The sequence below is a fragment of the Sphingomonas sp. ERG5 genome, assembly GCF_000803065.1.
GTDB lineage: Bacteria > Pseudomonadota > Alphaproteobacteria > Sphingomonadales > Sphingomonadaceae > Sphingomonas.
Genome location: NZ_JSXI01000065.1, coordinates 24,770 through 47,242, shown reverse-complemented (window position 1 = coordinate 47,242; position 22,473 = coordinate 24,770). Strand labels below are relative to the sequence as shown.

Below are 22,473 nucleotides of genomic sequence, written 5' to 3'. Positions count from 1 at the left end.
GCATTGCCCCGCCCCACCATCCAGCGCCACCCCAACCGTCCCGGGTCAGGTATCGCCATAAAGCGCTTTATAGTCGATCACCCGCTGCCGTGCGGCCGCCAGTATTTCGGCGAAGCTCTCACCCTTTTCCTGATTGCCGACATCCGGCTCCGGCCGGCCAAAACCTTGATCGAGCAGCGCGCGCCCCGCTGCGACGCGCGCATGGTCGCTGGCCACCCTGCTGGTCATCGTCTGCGCCAGCACCCCGATCGCCGCCCTGGCATGGATGCGCGCCAGCGTCGCCGCCGCCGGATTTTCAGTGTCGGATGCGTGCCGGTCCGCAGGGGAAAACGCGTCGATCATGCCGCACCGCCCGTCGAACCATCGTCGCCATTGCGCAGCGCCCGCACGATCGAGATCCCCTTGTCCAGATCGGCCAGTATCTCATCGTCAAAGTCACCGACCGGCACATAATCGCCCAGCCGCAGCGAATAGCGCGTCTCGACCCCATCCTGCTCCAGCGCCCGGAACAGCGCGACCTGCTCCTGTTTCTGCGCTTCCTCCGCCCGTTGCACGAGGCTGGTCCATTGCCGCTGCGCCAGCCTGTTGCCCTGGACCGCCGCCATGGTCATGGCGCGAAACACCGCACGGTTGGCCGGCATCTCGGCCTCCTCCCGGCCGACGATACTGCCGTCGCACGCACTGACTCGCCGATAGGCCTCCTCCAGGATCATCGCGCGCGTCGGCAGATCCGATCCGGGCAACCGGTCGCCCTTGCGCCCCGTCGCGCCGCGCAGGCGCGGCCGGCCCGCCGGGTTGCCCGATTTGCCCTTGATGAAGCGCCCCTTGGTCGCCCGCGCCGCGACGATCGGTACGCCCTCCCTTGCCGCGTCGGTCACGCCGTCTTCCGCTCTCGATTCTACAATCCACTCGTTCATGTCACTGCCCCGGTCATGGCTCATTCCAGCGCTTCTCAATCAGCAAATCGCGACCTGTTGAATCGACCCGCTCGTGTTCCGGGGTTCAGCCCACCTGTTATGCCACCTGTTTTCACCTGTTATTCGATAACAGGTGAAACTCCACCCAAACCGTTGATTTACAATGATAGTTTCTCCGGGACTCACACCCCGAACAGGTCCGAAAAAATAAATCCCGAAATACAGGCGATAACAGGTCAAAACAGGTGTGCGGCGCCACCGGTCCGCGCGCCGTCGCGTACCCCCAACTCCGGCATGACGATTCGGGAATTTCCCGCTAACCGCCTGTCCATGGCCTCTGCTCGCTCGACCTCCGCCCAGACCCCAACCAGCGCGCCCACCCCGATGATGGCGCAATATCTCGCGCTCAAGGCCGATGCGCAGGATTGCCTGCTATTCTACCGCATGGGCGATTTCTTCGAGATGTTCTTCGACGATGCGAAGATCGCCGCCGCCTGTCTCGACATCGCGCTCACCGCGCGCGGCGAACATGACGGCGTCGCCATCCCGATGTGCGGCGTGCCGGCGCATTCGGCCGAAGGCTATCTCGCGCGGTTGATCAAGGCCGGCCACCGCGTCGCCATCGCCGAACAGACCGAAAGCCCGGCGGAAGCCAAGAAGCGCGGCGGCAAGACCCTGGTCGGCCGCGCCATCGTCCGCGTCGTCACGGCAGGCACGCTGACCGAGGAAGCGTTGCTCGACGCGCGCACCGCCAATTGGTGCGTCGCGATCGGCGAAGCGGCGGGTGGCGTCGCCATCGCCGCCGCCGATGTCTCGACTGGCCGTTTCGAACTGATCGAGGCCGATCTGGCGGGCCTCGGTGCCGAACTCGCCCGCCTCGCCCCGGCCGAGACCATCGCTTCCGAAGCGACCGCGTTCGACGAAGCCGCGACCATGCTGCGCCCCAAAACCGAGTTCGACAGCGCGCGCGGCGAGGTGCGGCTGAAGGAATTGTTCGGCGTGGCCACGCTTGACGGCTTCGGCCAATTCAGCCGCGCCGGCCTCGCCGCGGCGGGCGGGCTGATCGCTTATCTCGACCATACTGCCAAGGGATCGCTACCCTTTCTGCGCCCGCCGCGCCTGCGACAGGCCGCGCAGCAAATGGCGATCGACGCCGCGACGCGCGAAAGCCTCGAGCTGACTCAGACCACGAGCGGCGCGCGCAAGGGGAGCTTGCTCGACGCGGTCGACCGCACCGTCACCGGGGCCGGCGCGCGGCTGCTCGCCGCCGATATCGGTGCGCCGCTGATGGAGCGGAGCGGGATCGAGGCGCGGCTCAACCTGGTGCACTTGCTGTGCGACGAAGGCGGCCTTCGCGAACAACTGCGCGCCACGCTGCGCAGCCTCCCCGATATCGGCCGCGCGATCGGCCGGCTCGCGGCGGGACGCGGCTCCCCGCGCGATCTCGGCCAGCTCCGCGACGGTCTCGATGGCGCGTGGCGGCTGGGCGAACGGCTCGACCGCGTTGCCGAGCCCCCCGCCCTGCTCGCCGCGCTCGCCCCGCAACTGCGCGGTCATGGCGCGCTGATCGATCTGCTCAATCGCGCGCTGGTGCCCTCGCCGCCGATCGACGCGTCGGATGGCGGTTATATCGCGCCCGGTTACGACGCGGCGCTCGACGATCTGCGTGACGCCGGTGCCGGTGGCCGCCGCGCCATCGCCGCGCTGGAGGCCGATTACCGCGCGCGCACCGGCATCGCCCAGTTGAAGATCCGCCATAATGGCGTGCTCGGCTATCATATCGAAGTGCCCGCGCGCGTCGCCGATGCGCTGATGAAACCCGACAGCGGCTTCACGCATCGCCAGACCATGGCCGGCGCGGTGCGCTTCAACGCGCCCGAACTGCATGAGGTCGCGCTCAAGGTCACCCAAGCCGGCGCGCACGCACTGGCGGCGGAGGCGGCGCATCTTGAGGATCTGACCCGGGCCGCGCTCGACAAGCGTGAAGCGATCGCCGCGACCGCCGATGCGCTCGCCCGCTTCGACGTCGCATCGGGCCTCGCCGAGCGCGCCAGCGAGGGCGGCTGGACTCGCCCGACGCTCGCCGACCATGCCTGTTTCGAGATCGAGGGCGGGCGCCATCCGGTGGTCGAGGATGCGCTGGCCAAGCGCGGCGAGCGCTTCGTCGCCAATGACTGCCGCTTGTCGGAGGACTCGCGCCTCTGGCTGGTGACGGGTCCGAACATGGGCGGTAAATCGACTTTCCTGCGCCAGAATGCGCTGATCGCGGTGCTGGCCCAGGCCGGCAGCTATGTCCCCGCGACCTCAGCCAGGCTTGGCCTGGTCGACCGCCTGTTCAGCCGCGTCGGCGCATCGGACAATCTCGCGCGCGGCCGCTCGACCTTCATGGTCGAAATGGTCGAGACCGCCGCGATCCTCGCTCAGGCCACCCCGCACAGCTTCGTCATCCTCGATGAGGTCGGGCGCGGCACCAGCACCTATGACGGCCTCGCCATCGCCTGGGCGGTGGTCGAGGCGATCCATGAGGATAATCGCTGCCGCTGCCTGTTCGCGACGCATTATCACGAACTGACCCGCCTCGCCGAACGCTGCGACGCGCTGACGCTTCACCATGTCCGCGCACGCGAATGGAAAGGCGAACTGGTGCTGCTGCACGAAGTCAGCGAAGGTCCGGCGGACCGCAGCTACGGCCTGGCGGTCGCGCGTCTGGCGGGCCTGCCGCCGGTAACGATCGCACGCGCGAAAGCCGTGCTGGCCAAGCTGGAGGCGGGCCGCGCCAAGACCGGCGGCCTTGCCGCCGGGCTCGACGATCTGCCGCTGTTCGCCGCGGCCGCCGAAGCCGTGGAGGAGGAAGGCGATGCGATCCGCGCGGAGGTCGAGACGATCGACGTCGACGCCCTCACTCCGCGCGAAGCGCTGGATGTGTTGTACAAGCTGAAGGCGCTGGCGAGGGACACCAAATGATCATGCTGCTGATCTGGACCATCGCGGCGCTCGTGGCCGGCATCTATTGTATCGCCCGATCCGTGGTCGATCTGCGTCAGCGCAAATATGCGTGGGGGGCGTTGGGACTGATCAGCGCGGCGGTCTTCCTGCTCGCCCCGGTTCCATCGCATGAGGTGTCGGTGACGCTGCCCATCGCCACCAGTCGCTAGCCCCGTTCCAGCACCGTATAGGTCATCGCATGTCGCAACCTGAAACCCAGCGCCTCGTACAGGCCGATCGCACCGGTGTTGCCCGGATAGACATGCAGGAACGCCGCATCGCCCCGTGCGAGGATGCGCTCGATCACCACCTGCATCAGCGCGCGGGCATAACCCTGTCCGCGATGGTCGGGATGGGTGCACACCGCGCTGACCTCGGTAAAGCCGGTCGGCTTCATGCGCTCGCCGGCCATCGCGATCAGCTTGCCGTCCTGTTTCACGCCAATGAAATCGCCCAGCCGGTTGGTCTGCGCAAAGAATGGCCCGGGCGCGGTCAGCGTCGCCAGCGCGAGCATCTCGGGCGCGTCGGCATCGCTCAGCGGCACGAACTCGACCGGCGCACCGGCTTTGGACAGGCTGGTCAGCACCATCTGGTTAATGATCGCGCGCGACCGCACCACCGCGCCGGGCGGCAGCGCGACCTCGTTCGCTTCGACCAGGCCGAGCGTCCCGTCCGCCGGCAGCAGCGCCGCGAGCGCGGCGAGGTTTTCCGGCCTGTCCTCGGCCGCCGCGCCGAACAGATTGACCTCGGGCATGAAGCGCCACGCTCGCGCATCGCCCAAAGCGAGATGCGCCTGGCGGCTGGTCAGGCTGTGCCACACCGGGCGGTCGAGCGGATGGAATGCTGTTGTCATGACTTGCTTCAAGCACGGGATCGCGCTGCGGTCATCCCGCTTTCTGCGTCCAAAACAACCGTCGCCGCCATCCCCGTGACGCGGCACCCCGAACCCGGTATCTGATCGGCATGACCGGCCGCTTCGACTCCCTGCCTCAGCGCCGCGCGATCATCGATCGCCGCGTGCTTGCCGATACGCTTGCCGCATTGGAGGGCGACGACAAGGTCGCGCTGCGCCGCGCCGCTTCGGTGCAGCTCAAGGCCGCGCTCGACGCCGGACGGGCCGAGATCGCCCGCCGGCTGGTCGACCATCCCTCGCGCGGGCTGGAGGCCGCTGCGGCACAGGCGTTCCTGACCGACCAGCTGCTGCGCCTGCTCTACGACTTCACCGTCACACGGCTCTATCCGGTCAACAATGCGACGGCGTCCGAACGGCTCACCCTGATCGCGGTCGGCGGTTATGGGCGCGGTGAGATGGCGCCGCATTCGGACATCGACATCGGCTTCCTCACCCCCTGGAAACAGACCGGGTGGAGCGAGCAGGTGATCGAGACCATGCTCTATGCGCTGTGGGACCTCGGCCTGAAGGTCGGTCACAGCAGCCGTTCGCTCGATGAAATGGTGCGCCAGGCCAAGAGCGACATCACCATCCGCACCGCCTTGCTCGAGGCGCGCTATGTGTGGGGCGATACCGCGCTCTACGAAGAAGCCGCGCGCCGCTTCAAGGTCGAGGTGCAGACCGATACCGCGCGCGCCTTCATCGCCGACAAGCTTGCCGAGCGTGACGTGCGGCACAAGAAAATGGGCGACACGCGCTATGTCGTCGAACCCAATGTGAAGGAGGGCAAGGGCGGCCTGCGCGATCTCCACACGCTCTTCTGGATCGGCAAATACGCTTATAATGTGCAAAGCTCGGCCGAGCTGGTCGATACCGGGCTGCTGACCGCCGACGAATATCGCCAGTTCCACCGCGCGGAGAATTTCCTCTGGGCGGTCCGCTGCCAGCTGCACAGCATCGCCGGCCGCGCCGAGGACCGACTGACCTTCGACCTGCAGCGCGAGATTGCCGAGCGGCTGCGCTTCGCCGACCGCCCGGGCAAGTCGAGCGTCGAGCGCTTCATGCAATATTACTTCCTGCAGGCGAAGACGGTCGGCAACCTCACGGGCGTCTTCCTCGCGCATCTCGACGAGAAATTCGCCGCGCGCGGCCGGCGCTTCGGTCTGCCGACGCTCCGCCGCCATCCGAGCAAGCTCAACGGCTTCCGGCTCGAACGCGGGCGCATCACCTTGCCGTCGGACGATTTCCTGGCGAAGAAGCCGGTGCGGCTGATCGAGATGTTCGCGCTGGCCGACAAGCATGGGCTGGAGATTCACCCGCTGGCGATGCGCGCCGCCGCGCGCGATGCGAAGCTGGCCGACGACATCCGCAAGGATCCCGACGCCAACGCGTACTTCCTCGACGTGCTGACCTCCCCGCGCGATCCCGAAACGGTGCTGCGCTGGATGAACGAGGCGGGCGTGTTCGGGCGTTTCGTGCCCGATTTCGGCCGCGTCGTCGCGCAGATGCAGTTCGACATGTATCATCACTATACCGTCGACGAGCACACCATCCGCGCGATCGGGCTCTTGTCCAAGATCGAGCATGGCGAACTCAATGAGGATCACCCGCTCTCCACCGCGATCATGAAGCAGATCGTGTCGCGCCGCGCGCTCTATGTCGCGGTGCTGCTGCACGACATCGCCAAGGGCCGCGGCGGCGATCATTCGGTGCTCGGCGCCGAAGTCGCGCACCGGCTCTGTCCGCGCTTCGGACTGACCCCGGCCGAGACCGAGACCGTCGCCTGGCTGGTCCGCGCGCATCTGCTGATGTCGGCGACGGCGTTCAAGCGCGACCTGTCGGATTTCAAGACCATTCTCGACTTCGCCGAAGCGGTGCAAAGCCCCGAACGCCTCCGAATGCTGCTCGCGCTGACCGTGGTCGATATCCGCGCGGTCGGGCCGGGCGTGTGGAATGGCTGGAAGCGGCAATTGCTGTCCGACCTGTACGAATCCGCCGAAGAAGTGCTGCGCCTCGGCCATAAGCAAAAGGGCCGCGCCGACCGCATCGCCGCCAAGCAGGAAACGCTGCAGGCGGCGCTTGGCTGGGACGATGCGACCTTCGCCCGGCTGGTGAAGCGTTTGCCCGAACCCTATTGGGTCGCCGAGCCCGAGGATGTGCTGGCGCGCAATGCCCGGCTGATCGAGGCGGCGGGCGGCGCACAGCTGTCGATCGCCGCGCAGGTCTATCCCGAACGCGGCGCGACCCTGGTCACCGTCTATGCCGCCGACCATCCCGGGCTGTTCTACCGCATCGCCGGGGCGATCCATGTCGCGGGCGGCAACATCATCGACGCGCGCATCCACACCACGCGCGACGGCATGGCGCTGGACAATTTCCTCGTCCAGGATCCCTTTGGCCGCCCGTTCGACGATGCCGGGCAGCTCGAGCGGCTGCAGACCGCGATCGAGGATGCGCTGGCCAATCGCGGCAAGATGCTCGACCGGCTGATGGCCAAGCCCCTGCCCCGCACCCGCGCCGAGGCATTCGAGATCGTGCCCAACGTGCTGATCGACAACAAGGCTTCGAACCGCTTCACCGTGGTCGAGGTCAATGCGCGCGACCGGCCGGCGCTGCTGCACCAGCTCGCTTACACATTGTTCCAGTCGAAGGTGACGATTCACTCGTCGCACGTCGCGACCTATGGCGAGCGCGCGGTGGACACTTTCTATCTGACCGACCTGCTCGGCGACAAGATCGCCGGCGGGCCACGGCTGAAGACGATCGAGCGCCGCCTGCTTGACGCCGCGGCAGGTCAGGAGACGATCGAGGCGACGTAACGGGAGACAAGAGATGCCGGTATTGGGAATTGGTGGCCTGTTCTTTCGCGCACAGGATCCGGACGCATTGTCCGCCTGGTACCGCGATCATCTCGGCATTGGCGCGGGCTGCGTCGCGACCGAGGGTGCAACGCCCGATCAATGGTCGTGGCAGACCGAAGGCGGCCCGGTGGTGTTCGCACCGTTCCAGCAAGCGACCGACTATTTCGCCGCCGACAAGCAATTCATGCTCAATCTGCGCGTCCGCGATCTCGATTCACTGCTCGCACAACTGCGCGCGGCAGGCGTGGACATCATCACCAAACCCGAATGGAACGCCCCGTCCACCGGCCAGTTTGCGCGCATCCATGATCCCGAAGGCAATGCGATTGAATTGTGGGAGCCGCCGGTCGCGGCCTGACCGGATCAGCGGTCGACAGCGGCGCCAGCCTTCTGCAATGAACCCGGCAAGAATAACCAGGGAGTGAATATCGGATGTTCAGTCATATCATGGTCGGCGCGAACAATGTCGATGAATCGAAGAGCTTCTACGACACGACACTGGCGACTCTGGGCATCCCGCCGGGCCGGCTCGATGAGAAGGGCCGCGTCTTCTATGTGACCGCAACCGGCATCTTCTCGATCTCCAAACCCATTAATGGCGAGCCCGCTTGCTTCGCCAACGGCGGCACGATCGGCTTCGCCGCCAAGTCGCCCGAGGAAGCCGATGCCTGGCATGCCGCCGGCGTCGCTGCGGGAGGGGCATCGTGCGAAGATCCGCCCGGCATTCGCCAGGGCAGTTTCGGTAAGCTTTACCTTGCCTATATACGTGACCCCGCAGGCAACAAGCTCTGCGCCATGCATCGCTTGCCGGCCTGACACCGGACTAAGACCGGATCGACATTCCGCCTGAACGACATGGCGGGCGATGCCGATTCAAGCTGGGCGCAAGTCATGTCAACGGGGCGGCGGAGAGGACATTTACCGGTGTTCCGCCCCGCTCTTTGACATGACTGGATGATCAGGCGCTCTTCGCCCTCGCTGCCCATATCGTGGCAAGGATAAGCTCTGCGCTGTTCGACCTCCACGGTCCGGAACAACGGGAATATCGATCGGGTCTAACCCGCCGCCGTGCCGGCGCCGTCTGTACCACCAATCGCGCGAACCGTGTCGACCGCGATCTGCAGCCGACGGCTCTGCACCTCGAGCAACGACCGCTGCGCGTCGAGCGCCGCAGTCTGCGCGGTGACGACTTCGAGATAGTCCGACGCACCGTCGCGATAGCGGATCAGCGCCAGGTCGCGGGTGCGTTCGGCGGCGCGGGTCGCGGCTTGCTGGTCCTGCTCCTGCGCGGCGAGGCTGTGCGCGCGGGCAAGGTCGTCCTCGACCTCGCGAAAGGCGGCGAGCACGGTCGAGCGATAGCTGGCGGCAGCCTCGTCATATTGCGCGCGGCTGATCCGTACCCGCGCACGCCGCGCGCCGCCGTCGAAGATCGACAGCGCAGCCGAGAGCGGCCCAAGCGCCCAGAAGCCATTCGAGGCGCTGAGAATGTCGCTATTGCCCGCCTCGAACCCGCCGGCGCCGCCCAGCGTCAGCGACGGGAATTGCGCAGCGCGGGCAACGCCGATCCGCGCATTGGCGGCGGCGACGCGGCGCTCGGCGGCGACCACATCGGGGCGGCGCTGCAACAGGGTCGAGGGGATGCCGACCGCAATGGTCGGCGGCTGGCGCTGCACATCGGCAATGGGGATCGAGAAGTTTGACGGCGACTCCCCGACCAGCGCGGCGATGGCGTGTTCGAACGCGGCGCGGTCACCCGCCACTGCCGACAGCTCCGCCCGCGCGCTCGACAGCAAGGCTGCCGAGCGGCTGACGTCGATGCCCGATGCGATCCCGCCGCTGTGCCGCGTGTCGGTCAGCTCAAACGCGCGCTCGAATGCCTCGACCGTCTGGCGCAGCAGGACCGCGCGCGCATCGAGCCCGCGCATCTGGAAGTAATAATCAGCCAGCGTCGCCTGCAGCCCAAGCCGCACGGCGGCGACATCCTGCGCGCTCGCCTCTGCCTCGGCGGCATTGGCGCGCACCGTGTTGCGGACGCGGCCGAACAGATCGATCTCATAGGCAAGCGAGCCGCCGAGACGCAGATCGGTATAGGTCGCGGCGCCGTTGCTGCTCAAGGGACGCCCGCCCGAGACTCGCGCGCGATCGGCGCTCGCGCTGGCGTCGAGGCTGGGCAATTGCGCAGCCTGAGCTTCGCGAAGCTGTCCCCGCGCCTGGTCGTAACGCGCGACCGCCACGGCGAGGTTGGGATTGCCGCTTTCGATCCGCGCCTCGAGCCCGTCCAGCACGGTATCACCGAACGCGCTCCACCACGGACCGGGCGCGACGCCGACCTCGGCCGGCTGCCACTTGCCGAGCTCCTTATAGGACGGCGCGGTCGGCGCCGGCGGCACGCTGTAGGGCGGGGCGAGCGAACAGCCCGTCAGCGCTGCTGCGATGACCGCCGTCAGCCCAGTCCTAGCGCGGTGCACGGGTCGCTCCTGCACCGGGCTGGGGGGTGGTGGTGATGCGCACCGGATCGCCGCTCTGGAGCGAGTCCGGCGGGCTGTCGATCACGCGGTCGGCGGCAGTCAGGCCGGCGCTGATCGACACGCTGTCGCCATCGTCGCGGCCGATGGTGATGGTCTTGAGCTGCGCCTTGCCATCGGCGCCGACCACTGCGACTTGCGTCCCCTTCGCACCGATCATCAGCGCACTCGACGGCAGCCGCAACCCAGCCGTGGCACCGCCGCCGACCGGGAACTTGACTTGCGCATAGGCGCCCGGCTTCAGCGCGCGGTCGTCATTGGCGGTCTGCAGTTCGACCAGCACGGTGCCCGATTGCGGATCGACCGCACCGGCGCTGCGCGTCAGCGTCACATCGAAATCGCGCCCCGGAAATTCCGGCACGGTCAGGCTCGCATGCATGCCCTGATGAATCTGGCCCGAAAAGGCCTGGGGTATCCGGACATAGATGCGCATGCGGCTGACATCGGCCACGGTGAACAGCGGCGTCGAAGCGGCCGTGCCGGAGGTGACCAGCGCGCCGATCTGAGTCGAGCGGCTGGTGACCGTACCGGAGAAAGGCGCGGTCAGGCGGGTAAAGCCCTGCAACGCTCCGAGCCGCCGGACATTGGCCGACGCCGCATTGGCGATCGCCGATTTGGCGGCGAGGTCGCCGAACTTCTCGTCGGTCTCCTGCTTCGACACCGCATCCTTGGCCAGCAAGTCGCGCCAGCGCGTCGCCGTGGAAGCAGCGAGCGCACGGTTGGCGCGAGCGGTCTGCAGGTCGGCGCGTGCCGCCTCGACCTGCTGATCGACTTCGGGTGCATCGAGAATGGCAAGCGTCTGCCCAGCGCGCACCGAATCGCCGATATCGACGAACCAGCGCCGGACATAGCCATTGGTCCGGGCGTAGATCGGCGCGCTGTTGAACGCCTGGACATTGCCCGGCAACGTCAGCGCGTCGCTTGCGCCCGCTCCCTTGGCCTGGATCACCGTGACGATCGGCGTCGCCTGGGCGGTGGTCCAGTTGGCGAGTTGCGCATCGGAATGGCTGCGCATGAAGATGCCCAGCCCGGCAAGACCGACCGCGACGACCGCCGCGGCGATCCCGACTTTCTTCAACGAACCGGAAGCGGGTTCAGGCATGGACTTCCTCCAAATTCGGGCTCTCCGAGCCTTGAGCGAGCGGCGCGCTTTTCCCGGCATGCTTGCGGTGGACGATGCTGAAGATCACCGGCACGAACATCAGCGTGGCGATGGTCGCGACGATCAGCCCGCCGATCACGGCGCGGCCGAGCGGCGCGTTCTGCTCACCGCCCTCGCCCAGGCCCAGCGCCATCGGCAACATGCCGATGACCATCGCCAATGCGGTCATCAGCACTGGGCGGAACCGGGTCATGCCGGCCTCCAGTGCCGCCTTGGTCGAGTCACCCAGCTCCGCCAGCCGCTCGCGCGCGAAACTGACCACCAGGATCGAATTCGCCGTCGCCACGCCCATGCACATGATCGCGCCGGTCAGCGCCGGCACCGACAGCGTCGTGCCGGTGAGGAACAATATCCAGATGATCCCGGCGAGCGCGCCGGGCAGCGCGGTGATGATCACGAACGGGTCGAGCCAGCTTTGAAAGTTCACCACGATAAGCAGATAGATCAGCACGATCGCACCGATCAGCCCGAAGAACAGGCCGGAAAAGGCGCTGTTCATCGTCGCATATTGCCCGCGCAGCGTCACGGTCGTGCCCTTGGGCGCGCTGGCCTTGAGCTCGGCCAGGACGTGCTTGATATCGCCGGCGATCGCGCCGAGGTCGCGGCCATTGGGGGTGGCGTAGATGTCGATCGCGCCCTGGATGTTATAGTGCGAGACGACCGCCGGCGAGGTCGAGCGCGCGATCGAGCCGATCCCGCCCAGCACTTGCGCCGCGCTGCCCGCATTAGCGCCAGTGACCGGGATATTGGATAGGTCGCTGATCGAGCCAATGCGGTATTCGGGGGTCTGCGCGACAACCGAATAGGACACGCCGTTTTCCGGGTTGAGATAGAAGACCGGCGCGGTCTGCGACGTCCCGGCCAGCGACGAGGCGACGCTGTTGGTCACGTCGCGCTCGGTCAGGCCGAGCCCACCGATCCGGCTGCGGTCGATATTGACGCTCAGTTCGGGATAGCGCGCCGATTGCTGGATGCGCGAATCCGCCACACCCGGGATCGCCGCGACCTTGCGCAGGATGGTCCGCGCATAGGCATAATTCCCTGCCTGATCCTTGCCCGTGATCTGGATATCGATCGGCGCAGGCGCGCCGAAATTGAGGATCTGGCTGGTGATGTCGGCGGGCAGGAACGAGAAGGTCGTGCCCGGGAACGCGCCCGGCAGCGTCTCGCGCAGCTGGCGGATATAGTCCGCGGTCGGCTTGTGGCCTTCCGACAGCTGGATCAATATGTCGCCGTCCTGCGGGCCGATCGTGCCGGAGTTATTGTAGGTCGTGTTGATCGAGCTGACCGGCAAGCCGATATTGTCGACCACCGAGACCAGCTCCTTGGCCGGGATAACCTGACGGATGCGGCCCGCGATCCGGTCGAACGTCGCTGAGGTATCCTCGATCCGGCTGCCGACCGGCGCGCGGACATGCAATGTGATCTGCCCGGCATCGACGCTGGGGAAGAAATTCTCGCCCAGGAACGGCACCAGCAGGAAGGACAGGCCGACAACGGCGAGGAAGCCGAGCAGGAACGGCCGACCGGTCGCCAGCGCGCGCTCGAGCAGCCGGCCATAGCCAAGCCGGAGGCGCTCGAAGCGCGCCTCGAACCCGCGCTGGAACCGGACCAGCGGATTGCGCGACTGGGGTGTGCCCGCCGCATGCACATCGCCGGCATGTGGGCGAAGCAGATACATCGCCATGGTCGGCACCAGGGTACGCGACAGGATGAACGACGCGATCATCGCAAAGACCACCGCCAGCGCGAGCGGCACGAATAGGAATCCGGCAACACCGGGCAGGAAGAACATCGGTACGAACACGATACAGATGCACAGCAGCGAAACGAACGCCGGCGTGACGATCTGCGCGGCGCCGTCGAGAATCGACTGAGTGACGCCCTTGCCCTGTTCGAGGTGCCAGTTGATATTTTCGATCGTCACCGTCGCATCATCGACCAGGATGCCGACCGCCAGGCTGAGACCGCCGAGCGTCATCACGTTGAGAGTCTGACCGGTCGCCGACAGCGCAATGATCGCGGCGAGGATCGCGAGCGGGATCGAGATCGCGATGATCACGGTCGAGCGCCACGACCCGAGGAACAGCAGGATCATCAGGCTGGTCAGGGCCGCGGCGATCGCGCCTTCCTTGACCACCCCGGACACCGCGGCCTTCACGAACAGCGACTGGTCGCCGATCGGCACGATCTTGAGTTCGGGCGGCAGCGTTTCCTGGATGGCCGGCAAGGCGTCCTTGATCCCCTGCACGATCGCCAGCGTCGAGGTCGCGCCGTTCTTGAGGATCGTCATCAGCACCGACCGCGATCCGTCGACATGGACGATATTGGTCTGCGGGGCGCTGCCGTCGCGGACATGGGCCACGTCGCGCATATAGATGGTCGCGCCGTTCACCACCTTGACCGGCAAGGCGTTGAGTTCGTCGATCGTCCCGGGCGCGTTGTTGAGGCGAATATTATACTGGAAGCTGCCGATCTTGGCGAAGCCGGCCGGGTTGATCTGATTCTGCGCGGCAATCGCGTTGCCGACATCCTGCGCCGACAAGCCCTTGGACTGAAGCGCCTGGGGATCGAGATCGATCTGTACCTGACGCTGGCGCCCGCCGGACGGATAGGGAATCGCCGCGCCCGGCACGGTGACCAGCGGGGGACGGATCTGATTTTGCGCAAGATCGAACAGCTTGCCTTCCGACAGCCCCTTGCCCGACAAGGCAAGCTGCAGGATCGGCACGGTCGAGGCGTTGTAGTTGAGGATCAGCGGCGGGGTGATCCCCGGCGGCAGCTGACGCAGCACCGACTGCGATATGCTGGTTACCTGCGCAGTCGCGGTGCGGATGTCGGCGCCGGGCTGGAAATAGATTTTCACCACGCCGATGCCGGGCATCGACTGGCTTTCGATATGGTCGATGTCGTTGACCGTGGTGGTCAGCACGCGTTCGAACGGCGTGATGATCCGCCCGCTCATGTCGCCGGGCGACAGGCCGCTATAATTCCAGGCGATCGCGATCACCGGCACGCGGATATTGGGGAAGATATCGACCGGCGTGCGAATAGCCGAGAGTATGCCGACGATCGCGATCAGGATCGCCATCACGATGAAGGTAAGTGGGCGCGACAGCGCGACTCTGACGATACCGATCACGGGAATACCTCAACCAGACTGGGGCAGACTGGCGGCGACTCCCGGAGCCGTCAGATTGCTCGCGCAGCCTATGTCGCAGCGCAACACGCAATTGCAAGGGTCAACAAGGCTTCCCTATCAGAAAAAGATACCGATCGGTCTAGAAAGGTCCCAAACGGCCCCAATTTCGGCCTGAAACGGCAATTCTCGCGGCATCACGCGGCCGATCCGCGCCAGTTGATCGCCACGCGGGATAGCGCGAAAAACAATTTGATTGTCATACATCACGCCCGGGTTAGGTTGCGTCCGGAATATTTTTCCAGGGGGGCTATGTCGGAGCGGAAACTCAAGGCGTGGCAACAGGCGGGCCTGATCGACGTCGATACCGTCGCGCGGATCCAGGCCTGGGAGAGCGAGCACAAGCGCCCCCTTGGGGTATGGGCGATGGTCGGTCTGGGTGCGCTGGCGATCGGCCTGGGGATCGTCTCCGTCGTGGCGTCCAACTGGGATGCGATCCCCGGGGAAGTCCGGCTTGGACTCCATTTCGCGCTGATGGTCGCAATGGGCGCGCTGCTCTGGTGGCGTCTGCCCAAAGCGACGGGAGAAAGCGACTATTTCGGCGATGCCATGTTGTTCGTCGCCGCCGTGCTCGGGCTGACATTCTTTGCGCATGTCGGCCAAGTCTATCAGACCAGTTCCCCGCTGTGGCAGCCATTGCTCGTCTGGCTGGTGATCTTCTCGCCCTTGCTGCTGCTGTTCGGGCGAGGCTGGCCGGTTGCCGCACTGTGGATGGCGGGCGTGCTGGGTACCGCCTGGTCGCATGCCGATGAATATGGCCATTTGGGATTCTTCGACGGTACCGCCGGCCTGCAACCCGCCCATCCAATTCTGTATTGGGGCCTGATCGCCAGCCCGCCAATGGTGGTTGCGGCGCTCGCGGCGGTGATGCGCGGCCGCAGCGCACGGCCGATGTTCTGGCGACTGATCGAGCAACTGGCCGTGGTCACCATCCTGACCGCGCTGAGCGTGATCATCATCACGCGCGGATGGGGCAGCCGATCGGATTATATGACTGGCAGCAGCGTCATCCAGAGCCTGTTTCTGGCCGGCGCGGCGGGCGTGGTCTATCTCGCCCGCCGCACTCGATCCGGGGAAGCCACCGCTGCCATTCTGGGTATCGCCGCAGTGCTGCATTTCGTTCTGGCGATGGTGCACGATCTGGGCGGGGCGGCCCATGGTCCGTGGATCCCGGCCTTCTTCTTCCTGGCACTATGGGGCGCCGTGGCCGGCGGCGCGCTCTATGCTGGCTGGCGCTGGACGTTTCAGTGCGCCATCGGTCTGGTCGCCGTGCGGATCATCATTCTGTCGTTCGAACTTAGTGATGATCTGCTGGGAAGCGGCGTCAGCCTCATCGGCTCGGGGCTCGTTGCGATACTCGTCGCCTGGGCAACCGTGAGAATTTCCCGGCGTTACGCGCCGCCGCGGGAGTCAGAGGCATGATCAGGGCCGTTTCGCACCGCCTCTGTCTGGCAGCCGCGCTGCTGCTGCCACTGGCCGCGCTGGGCTATAGCTGGGCCAGCACGTATTGGCTGGCGCAACAGGGACAGGAGTGGCTGATCCCGATCCGGGGCTATGATCCGCGGGACCTGCTGCGTGGGCATTATATCCGTTATCGCTATGACTGGCCGGTGGCCGCGTCCGCGAACCGGCAGGACGGCGCCCGCGCGATATTCGAGGACTATTTTCCCAGCGAATTGTGCGTCGAAGGCGTCGCACCGAACATCACCGGCGTGCGCGCCGTCGATACCGTATCACGAAGCCCGGACCAGCCAGCGGGGCACGACTGCGCCATCATCGTCCGCGCGGCGCTGGGTACGCGGCGCGAGGTGCGCGGCCTGGACAGCGGCATATTGTACACGTCGCAGGCCCGGGCGATCGCCCTGTCGCAGCAACTGGCCGATCCGAAACAGCAAGGGCTGCTCCGCGTCAGGATCAGGCCGGATGGTGTCATGCGCCCGATCGACCTGGCGTTCAGACCAAAGGCCGCCTCAGGACCGGACGGCGGTTCCGGACGATAGAAGCAAGGCTAGTTCGCGGTCTGGCCCGATGCTGGCGGGACAGGCGGCGTTGCGGAACGCGCGTCACTAACCGCGTCATCGTACCAGCGCGCCAGATCGCCTTTCATCCGGTGCAACGCATCCGGATTGAGATAGGTCATGTGACCGGCCGGGTAATAAGTGAATTGCAGATTGGCCTGCTGGGCCCGTTCGAGCATCATATGGCCCAAATCGTTCTCGGTCCCGAAGAACGGCGTCGCCATGTCGTAATAGCCATTCATCGACAGCACTTTCAGATACGGATTGGCCCGCATCGCGGCCGCCAGGTCGATGGCGGTATTGGGATTATTCTGGCTCTGCCCCTGGCCGCGGCCCGGCGCATCATGTTTCCAGTTCCAGGTGAAACCCGCCGCATCGCGTGCAGACAAGCGATAAGGCAAGTCGGTCTTGTAGCCGAGCGTGGTCACGAGATAGTCATTGAAAGAGGCGATATACGCACCCGAGATCGCATCGGACGACGCGTCCGTCTCCGGCCGTTCGCCCGCGGCATCGGTGTCGATGCCGGTGTAGCGTGAATCGAACCGGCCGACGGTACGCGCCTCGTCGCGCAGCAATTCCTTCTGGAACCGCGGCAGATCGATCCGAAGATTGGCGCGTTTGATGAATTTGGGGGACAGGCCGATCAACTGGCTCATCTGATTGGCGACCTGATCGCGCTCCGCATCCGAGATCGACTGGCCCTTGGCGAGCGCGGACATATAGGGCCCCGTGGCGAAATCGCGCGCCTGGGCGACGATCGTGGCAACGTCCGCCGGCCGGTTCTGCAGCCGGTTGTGATACCAGGCGGTGGCGGCATAGCTGGGCAGGTAATTCAGATAAACCTGATCGAGCCCCGGCTGGCGATAGCCGTAATTCATGATCGACGACAGCAGCACGACGCCGTTCAACGCCATGCCGCGATCCTGCAACTGATAGGCGAGCGCACCCGACCGCAATGTCCCATAGCTCTCGCCGAGCAGGAATTTCGGACTCATCCAGCGGCCATATTTGGTGACGTAGCGCATGATGCCCTTGGCAAAGGCATCGACATCCTCATCGACGCCGTAGAACTGGGCGGGCTTCATGTCGCCGAGCGGACGCGAATAGCCGGTGCCGATCGCGTCGAGAAAAACGAGATCGGTCTTGTCGAGCAGTGAATCCGGGTTGGGCGCGACATCATAGGGCGCGGGCCGGATGAATTCGGGGCTGGTGGTACGGAGGCGGATCGGCGCGAACGATCCCATGCGCAGCCAGAAGGACGGGCTGCCCGGTCCACCATTATAGAGAAAAGTGATCGGCCGCCTGGTCCCCGGCTTCACGCCGTCAAGGGTATAAGCGGTATAAAACATCGAGGCAGTCGGCTTTCCTTCGATATCGCGGATCGTCAGAGTCCCGGCCGAGGCGGTATAGCCATAGCGGCGGCCATCAATGGTAACGGCGTCGCGATGCGTCGTTTCGGCTTCGGCGACCGGCGCGTTAGCCCAGGCGGCCTCCGCCTCGTTCTTCATCTTGTCGGCGTTGGATGCGGGCGCCGCCTTGTCGCGGGCGGGAGCATCTTGTGCGGCGCGCGCTGCAGGAGCGAAAACGATGCCAGCGGCAAAGGCAAGCGCAAGGAGCCTAACGGTCACAAAGAATTCCCCTGATCTCAGAATGTTCGCATTTCTTCCCGTTTAGGCTCGGCGATGCAATCCCCGAGGCGATAAAAACGATCCCGGCCATTCCCGTTGAGCATGATCATGGCCTGTCGGGACCAAGCGTCCCACCATGGCAGGATCGGAATCCCCCTTGGCGTCGGGCCTCAAGTTCACTATACATATAGTATATTGATTCTTGGAAGGTCGGCGCGACATGCCAAAGCCCGATCCGCCAGCGCTAGTTCATCGCTTCAAGGGAATATGACATGGTCAAATCATCTGAAAACCGCTGGCCCGGCCCGCTTGGCGGCAAGGTTGCGCTGCTGATTGGCGCAAGCCGGGGGATTGGTGCGGAAACAGCCATAGCGCTGGCGCGAGCTGGGGCGAAAGTGATGCTTGCGGCACGCGACGACGATGCGCTGCGGCGCGTGGCGCTCGCAATCGAAACCGAGGGACATCAGGTCGATTTCCACTCCGTCGACGCCGGAGAAGAGGCATCGGTCGATCATCTGGTCGGCCGAACGATCGAAAGATTCGGACGCCTCGACATCGCCTTCAACAATGCGACCGACGCCTCGATGCCCCGCCCGCTCGCCGAGATGAGCGCCGCCGATTTCGATCGTGCGATCCGCGTCAATATCCGCGGCACTTTCCTCGGCATGAAGTATCAGGTGCCGGCAATGCTCGCGAACGGCGGCGGTTCGATCATCAATATGGCGTCGCTTGCCGGCGTCCAGGGGGTCGCCAATCTGGCGGGCTATGTCACCGGCAAGGCGGGCATCATCGCACTCAGCAAGGTTGCGGCGCTCGATTATGCCGATCGCGGCGTGCGCGTGAACGTGCTCGCGCCCGGTCCGATTCTGACTCATCATCTCGAAGCGGCCGGCGAACAGGCGCAGCGCCAGGCGGCGCTTGCCACGCCGATGCGCCGGCTGGGCACGGTCGGGGAAGTCGCCGACGCGGTGCTCTGGCTTGGATCGGATCACAGCAGCTTCGTCACCGGCGCGGTTCTACCGATCGATGGCGGCCAGTCGGCCGGCATGAAGCCGGAGCGCATGTACCGGCAAGGTCAGGACATGGCGCCAGCCGACAGCTGATCGATCACGAGGACTCGCAACGACAACGGCCCGCCCCCGATAAGGGGACGGGCCGTTGTACGTGACGAAATCAGACGATCAGAAGCGCGTGCGCAGCGTCAGGCCATAAGTGCGTGGCTCGGCGAGGAAAGCCGAGAAAACCTGGTTGCCGACGCCGCCAAAGGCCTTCACCTGACCAATCGATCCGGCGCCCTGGAACGGTGCGTTGAACGCGACCTGGGTGTATTGCGTGTCGAACAGGTTCTGCGCCCAGGCCTCGATGCTCCAGCTCTTGTTCTTGCCGCGCAGGCCGATACGGGCATTGACCAGGAAGAAACCGTCCTGTTCCTTCTCGACGAACAGGTCGGACCCGGTGTTGTAGTCGCTGGTCAAGCGGCCATCGACATAGAACAGAGCGCTCAACCCGCTGTCGCCGATGTCCGGGGTCCAGCTTGCCGACGCGGTCACGACATGGCGTGGCGCGTTGGAGAGTTGCTGGCCCGACAGCAGGAACAGGGCGGGATCCAGCGCCTCGCCGGCTTCGCTGCCGACCAGGTTCTTCTGATATTTGGTGTCGGTGAAGGTGTAGCCCAGGTTCACCGCAACGTTGCGGGCCGGATAGAGGCCCGCCTCGACTTCGACGCCCTGTGACAGGACGCCATATTTCACTTTGCTGTTGCAGGCGCCGGTGGTGGCGCTGGCATCGCGGTCGGCGCCGTTCAGACTCTTGCTGCACGAGCCGATATTCTGCACGACATAGTTGGTGCCGTTGAAGGTGTTCAGCTGGAAGTTGCTGAATTCCTGACGGAAGCCGGCGACGTTCAGGGTGAACTGGCGCGACTTGTACTTGAAGCCGATCTCATACGCATTGACCGTTTCCGGATCGAAGCGCAGCTGCGCAGCATTGGGCGACGCCGTCGTGCTCGGCAGATAGGCGAGACCCAGATCCGACCGATCAAGATTGTAGCCACCTGCCTTGTAACCGCGCGAGTAGGAGCCATAGACCAGCAGGTCGTCGATCGGCTTGTACGAGATCACCGCGGTGCCGGTGAATTCACCTTCACTCAAACGATCATTGATCGTCTTGCCGTCGAGCGTCGAGCTGGAGTTGCCCGTGCAGCTCAGCGTCAACAGGGCAGCAGCGGTGCTGGCGAGTTGCGCATTGGTCAGATACGGTGCCAGCGCGGCCTGTTGTGCGGCGCAGACCGTGTTGTTGTTGTGGAAGGTCGCGTCGAAATTCTTCCGCTCATGCGTGTAGCGCAGACCGCCGGTGATGCTCAGCCGATCGGTGATCTTGAAGATGTTGTGCGTGAAGAATGCGTAGTTCTGGCTGTTCTGATTATAGACGTCACGCGTGCTACCCAGATTGTTCAGCGTGCTCAGTCGGTTAAGAGCACCGATCACGATCGGGGCAGCGGCACCCAGGGCACCGTTGACCGCGCCGATGCCGATCGGGCTGAGGCAGCCGGCGGCGGTCGGATCGCGCAGTGCGGCCGATGGGTTGATGCTCGCCACGGCGCGACAGGCAGCGAAGGCGCCGAACTGCGAGCCGAAGCGCAGATTGTCGACGACCTGCAGATCTTCGCGCGAATAATAGCCGCCGACCAGCCAGTTGAGCTTACCGCCCAGCGCCTCGCCGTTCAGCCGAACTTCCTGCGTAAAGGTGCGGAACCGGCGGTAATTGTTGCCGTCGTCGGGACGATAGCCGATGTCGAGATTGCCGTAATCGATGTCGGACGCGCCGTCCGACTTGTATTCGCGGTACGCGGTGATCGAGGTCAGCGACGCGCCACCGAGATTATAGTCGATCTGCGCCGAGCCGCCATAATCCTTGGTCACGTTGCTATAGGCCCGGCCGGGCGTATTGGCGATGCGGCGGTTATAGGGATCACCGGCGCTGGGGAAGACGGCGCCCATGCTCTTCATAATATCGACGATCGGATTGTTCGGCGAAATCGCATAGTCGCCCGGCACGCCCGGGGTAGGATCGACCTTCTGACGCAGGTCGACATAGACCGCGCCGCAGCATTTCTCGTTGCGGCGGGTATAGTCGGCGAGCAAGCGGACGGTCAGGTCCGAGCTCGGCTCGAACAGCAGCTGACCGCGCACGAAATAGCGGTTGCGGTTGTTATAGTCGGTCTTGTTGGTGACGTCGTAATAGAAACCGTCGCGGCGATTATAGACGCCGTCGATGCGGAAACCGAGTGTCTCGGTGATCGGACCGGTGACAGCACCGGCGACGCGGACATTGTTGTAGTTGCCGTAAGTCGCCTCGGCATAGCCGCCGAGCTTGTTCATGTCGGGCGACTTGGTGATGATGTTGATCGTGCCGGCCGATGCGTTGCGACCCGACAGCGTGCCTTGCGGCCCGCGCAGGATTTCGATCCGGTCGACCTCGCCGAGATCGTTGAGGCCGGAGCCGGTACGGCTGCGATAAACGCCGTCGATGAATACCGCGACCGAGCTTTCCAGGCCGGGATTGTCGCCGACCGTGCCGATACCGCGGATGCGCGCCGAGGCATTGGCCTCGCTACCGGTCGAGGAAACGAGCAGCGACGGGGCAAGCTGGCTGAGCTGGCGAATGTCGTTGGCACCCGAATTCTGCAATGCTTCCTGGCTGACCGCCGACACGGCGATCGGCACGTCGGACAAGCGCTCGCTACGGCGCGTTGCGGTGATGAGGATGTCGCCCTGCTCGCTGTTATCGGCGGCGGCGTCCGCTGGAGCGGCTTCCTGCGATGCGCTTGGCGCTTCCTGTTGGGGGGTCGCGGCATCCTGCGCGAAGGCAGGGGCGGCAAAGGCAATGGCAGCGACGGACAACAGCAACGCGGATTTGCGCATCGGGGTACTCTCCTGACTGAATTTTTTATAGTTGGAGGGGCGCTCTGAAGCGCAATCCGGCCGGCGTCCAGTCCGAAAGGGCCGGATTTCCGCGACTTAGGGCCGCATCGGGAACAATCGCAGGTCACACATGCAGTTTGTGCAGGCGCGATCAGCATTTGACGCTACGGCAATGGTAAGATCGTTTTGCAAGCCACGGATTTGCGCCTGCAATCTTTGCAGGCGCAAATGGAGCCTGCTTGGTGAGCGAGGAGATTGACGCCCTTATGCGCCGAATGCGTATGACCGGCGCGCAAGCAGCATCTGCCGCAGCAGCGCGAGTTTTGCAAATTCAACTCTGACAGAGCAGCGAACTCGGGTTAG

General features: G+C 65.1%; 17 protein-coding genes. 8 read left to right on the top strand and 9 right to left on the bottom strand.

What is annotated here, in order from left to right:
• Positions 1–45: 45 nt before the first annotated feature.
• Both OO12_RS21215 and OO12_RS21210 read right to left on the bottom strand, forming a co-directional pair.
• Positions 46–342, bottom strand: a complete 297-nt coding sequence (locus OO12_RS21215; protein WP_034160745.1) for a hypothetical protein — start codon at positions 340–342, stop codon at positions 46–48.
• Entirely contained in the window at positions 339–917 is a 579-nt protein-coding gene (locus OO12_RS21210) for a DUF5681 domain-containing protein (RefSeq protein ID WP_152616575.1), read from the bottom strand. Before OO12_RS21210 ends, OO12_RS21215 begins: the two co-directional genes overlap by 4 nt.
• 384 nt (positions 918–1,301) lie before the next feature.
• Between OO12_RS21210 and mutS the strand changes: the two genes are divergently transcribed.
• Positions 1,302–3,881, top strand: coding sequence for a DNA mismatch repair protein MutS (mutS, locus tag OO12_RS21205; protein ID WP_034160757.1), 2,580 nt, complete (start codon positions 1,302–1,304; stop codon positions 3,879–3,881).
• Positions 3,878–4,072: a hypothetical protein gene (locus OO12_RS21200; RefSeq protein ID WP_034160743.1), complete on the top strand. Its 195-nt coding sequence runs from the start codon at positions 3,878–3,880 to the stop codon at positions 4,070–4,072. The genes mutS and OO12_RS21200 overlap by 4 nt, the downstream gene beginning before the upstream one ends.
• Here OO12_RS21200 and OO12_RS21195 read toward each other — a convergent pair.
• Positions 4,069–4,755: a GNAT family N-acetyltransferase gene (locus tag OO12_RS21195; RefSeq protein ID WP_034160742.1), complete on the bottom strand. Its 687-nt coding sequence runs from the start codon at positions 4,753–4,755 to the stop codon at positions 4,069–4,071. The genes OO12_RS21200 and OO12_RS21195 overlap by 4 nt on opposite strands.
• Positions 4,756–4,865: 110 nt before the next feature.
• On the opposite strand from OO12_RS21195, the gene OO12_RS21190 reads away from it, so the two are divergent.
• The 3 genes from OO12_RS21190 to OO12_RS21180 all read left to right on the top strand — a co-directional run bounded on the left by OO12_RS21190 (position 4,866) and on the right by OO12_RS21180 (position 8,471).
• A complete protein-coding gene (locus tag OO12_RS21190) occupies positions 4,866–7,613 on the top strand; it encodes a [protein-PII] uridylyltransferase (RefSeq protein WP_034160741.1) in 2,748 nt (915 codons plus the stop codon).
• Between the two features lie 13 nt (positions 7,614–7,626).
• On the top strand, positions 7,627–8,013 hold the full coding sequence (locus OO12_RS21185) for a VOC family protein (protein ID WP_034160740.1): 387 nt from the start codon (positions 7,627–7,629) through the stop codon (positions 8,011–8,013).
• Between the two features lie 74 nt (positions 8,014–8,087).
• On the top strand, positions 8,088–8,471 hold the full coding sequence (locus OO12_RS21180; RefSeq protein ID WP_034160739.1) for a VOC family protein: 384 nt from the start codon (positions 8,088–8,090) through the stop codon (positions 8,469–8,471).
• 239 nt (positions 8,472–8,710) lie between these two features.
• Here OO12_RS21180 and OO12_RS21175 read toward each other — a convergent pair whose 3' ends face one another.
• The 4 genes from OO12_RS21175 to OO12_RS28720 all read right to left on the bottom strand — a co-directional run bounded on the left by OO12_RS21175 (position 8,711) and on the right by OO12_RS28720 (position 14,748).
• Positions 8,711–10,123, bottom strand: coding sequence for an efflux transporter outer membrane subunit (locus OO12_RS21175; RefSeq protein ID WP_052216144.1), 1,413 nt, complete (start codon positions 10,121–10,123; stop codon positions 8,711–8,713).
• Positions 10,110–11,282: an efflux RND transporter periplasmic adaptor subunit gene (locus tag OO12_RS21170; RefSeq protein WP_034160738.1), complete on the bottom strand. Its 1,173-nt coding sequence runs from the start codon at positions 11,280–11,282 to the stop codon at positions 10,110–10,112. Before OO12_RS21170 ends, OO12_RS21175 begins: the two co-directional genes overlap by 14 nt.
• Positions 11,275–14,484: an efflux RND transporter permease subunit gene (locus OO12_RS21165; RefSeq protein WP_034160737.1), complete on the bottom strand. Its 3,210-nt coding sequence runs from the start codon at positions 14,482–14,484 to the stop codon at positions 11,275–11,277. Before OO12_RS21165 ends, OO12_RS21170 begins: the two co-directional genes overlap by 8 nt.
• A gap of 117 nt (positions 14,485–14,601) precedes the next feature.
• Positions 14,602–14,748 (bottom strand): hypothetical protein, encoded by a 147-nt coding sequence (locus tag OO12_RS28720; protein WP_235364933.1) that lies wholly within the window; start codon positions 14,746–14,748, stop codon positions 14,602–14,604.
• A gap of 45 nt (positions 14,749–14,793) precedes the next feature.
• On the opposite strand from OO12_RS28720, the gene OO12_RS21160 reads away from it, so the two are divergent.
• Both OO12_RS21160 and OO12_RS21155 read left to right on the top strand, forming a co-directional pair.
• On the top strand, positions 14,794–15,963 hold the full coding sequence (locus OO12_RS21160; protein ID WP_034160736.1) for a DUF2157 domain-containing protein: 1,170 nt from the start codon (positions 14,794–14,796) through the stop codon (positions 15,961–15,963).
• Positions 15,960–16,541, top strand: coding sequence for a GDYXXLXY domain-containing protein (locus tag OO12_RS21155; RefSeq protein WP_034160735.1), 582 nt, complete (start codon positions 15,960–15,962; stop codon positions 16,539–16,541). Before OO12_RS21160 ends, OO12_RS21155 begins: the two co-directional genes overlap by 4 nt.
• An 8-nt stretch (positions 16,542–16,549) precedes the next feature.
• Here the strand turns inward: OO12_RS21155 and OO12_RS21150 are convergent, their stop codons facing one another.
• On the bottom strand, positions 16,550–18,187 hold the full coding sequence (locus tag OO12_RS21150; protein ID WP_052216143.1) for a S10 family peptidase: 1,638 nt from the start codon (positions 18,185–18,187) through the stop codon (positions 16,550–16,552).
• A 272-nt stretch (positions 18,188–18,459) separates the two neighbouring features.
• Here OO12_RS21150 and OO12_RS21145 point away from each other — a divergent pair, with 272 nt between their 5' ends.
• Positions 18,460–19,290, top strand: a complete 831-nt coding sequence (locus OO12_RS21145) for an SDR family NAD(P)-dependent oxidoreductase (RefSeq protein WP_052216142.1) — start codon at positions 18,460–18,462, stop codon at positions 19,288–19,290.
• Between the two features lie 78 nt (positions 19,291–19,368).
• Here the strand turns inward: OO12_RS21145 and OO12_RS21140 are convergent, their stop codons facing one another.
• On the bottom strand, positions 19,369–22,110 hold the full coding sequence (locus tag OO12_RS21140; RefSeq protein ID WP_034160734.1) for a TonB-dependent receptor: 2,742 nt from the start codon (positions 22,108–22,110) through the stop codon (positions 19,369–19,371).
• Between the last annotated feature and the right edge of the window lie 363 nt (positions 22,111–22,473).

Excerpts from the sequence above, each read along its gene's own strand:
- OO12_RS21215 (WP_034160745.1), bottom strand. The coding sequence starts at position 342 with ATGATCGACGCGTTTTCCCCTGCGGACCGGCACGCATCCGACACTGAA.
- OO12_RS21210 (WP_152616575.1), bottom strand. The coding sequence starts at position 917 with ATGAACGAGTGGATTGTAGAATCGAGAGCGGAAGACGGCGTGACCGAC.
- mutS (WP_034160757.1), top strand. The coding sequence starts at position 1,302 with ATGATGGCGCAATATCTCGCGCTCAAGGCCGATGCGCAGGATTGCCTG.
- OO12_RS21200 (WP_034160743.1), top strand. The coding sequence starts at position 3,878 with ATGATCATGCTGCTGATCTGGACCATCGCGGCGCTCGTGGCCGGCATC.
- OO12_RS21195 (WP_034160742.1), bottom strand. The coding sequence starts at position 4,755 with ATGACAACAGCATTCCATCCGCTCGACCGCCCGGTGTGGCACAGCCTG.
- OO12_RS21190 (WP_034160741.1), top strand. The coding sequence starts at position 4,866 with ATGACCGGCCGCTTCGACTCCCTGCCTCAGCGCCGCGCGATCATCGAT.
- OO12_RS21185 (WP_034160740.1), top strand. The coding sequence starts at position 7,627 with ATGCCGGTATTGGGAATTGGTGGCCTGTTCTTTCGCGCACAGGATCCG.
- OO12_RS21180 (WP_034160739.1), top strand. The coding sequence starts at position 8,088 with ATGTTCAGTCATATCATGGTCGGCGCGAACAATGTCGATGAATCGAAG.
- OO12_RS21170 (WP_034160738.1), bottom strand. The coding sequence starts at position 11,282 with ATGCCTGAACCCGCTTCCGGTTCGTTGAAGAAAGTCGGGATCGCCGCG.
- OO12_RS28720 (WP_235364933.1), bottom strand. The coding sequence starts at position 14,748 with ATGTATGACAATCAAATTGTTTTTCGCGCTATCCCGCGTGGCGATCAA.
- OO12_RS21160 (WP_034160736.1), top strand. The coding sequence starts at position 14,794 with ATGTCGGAGCGGAAACTCAAGGCGTGGCAACAGGCGGGCCTGATCGAC.
- OO12_RS21155 (WP_034160735.1), top strand. The coding sequence starts at position 15,960 with ATGATCAGGGCCGTTTCGCACCGCCTCTGTCTGGCAGCCGCGCTGCTG.
- OO12_RS21145 (WP_052216142.1), top strand. The coding sequence starts at position 18,460 with ATGGTCAAATCATCTGAAAACCGCTGGCCCGGCCCGCTTGGCGGCAAG.
- OO12_RS21140 (WP_034160734.1), bottom strand. The coding sequence starts at position 22,110 with ATGCGCAAATCCGCGTTGCTGTTGTCCGTCGCTGCCATTGCCTTTGCC.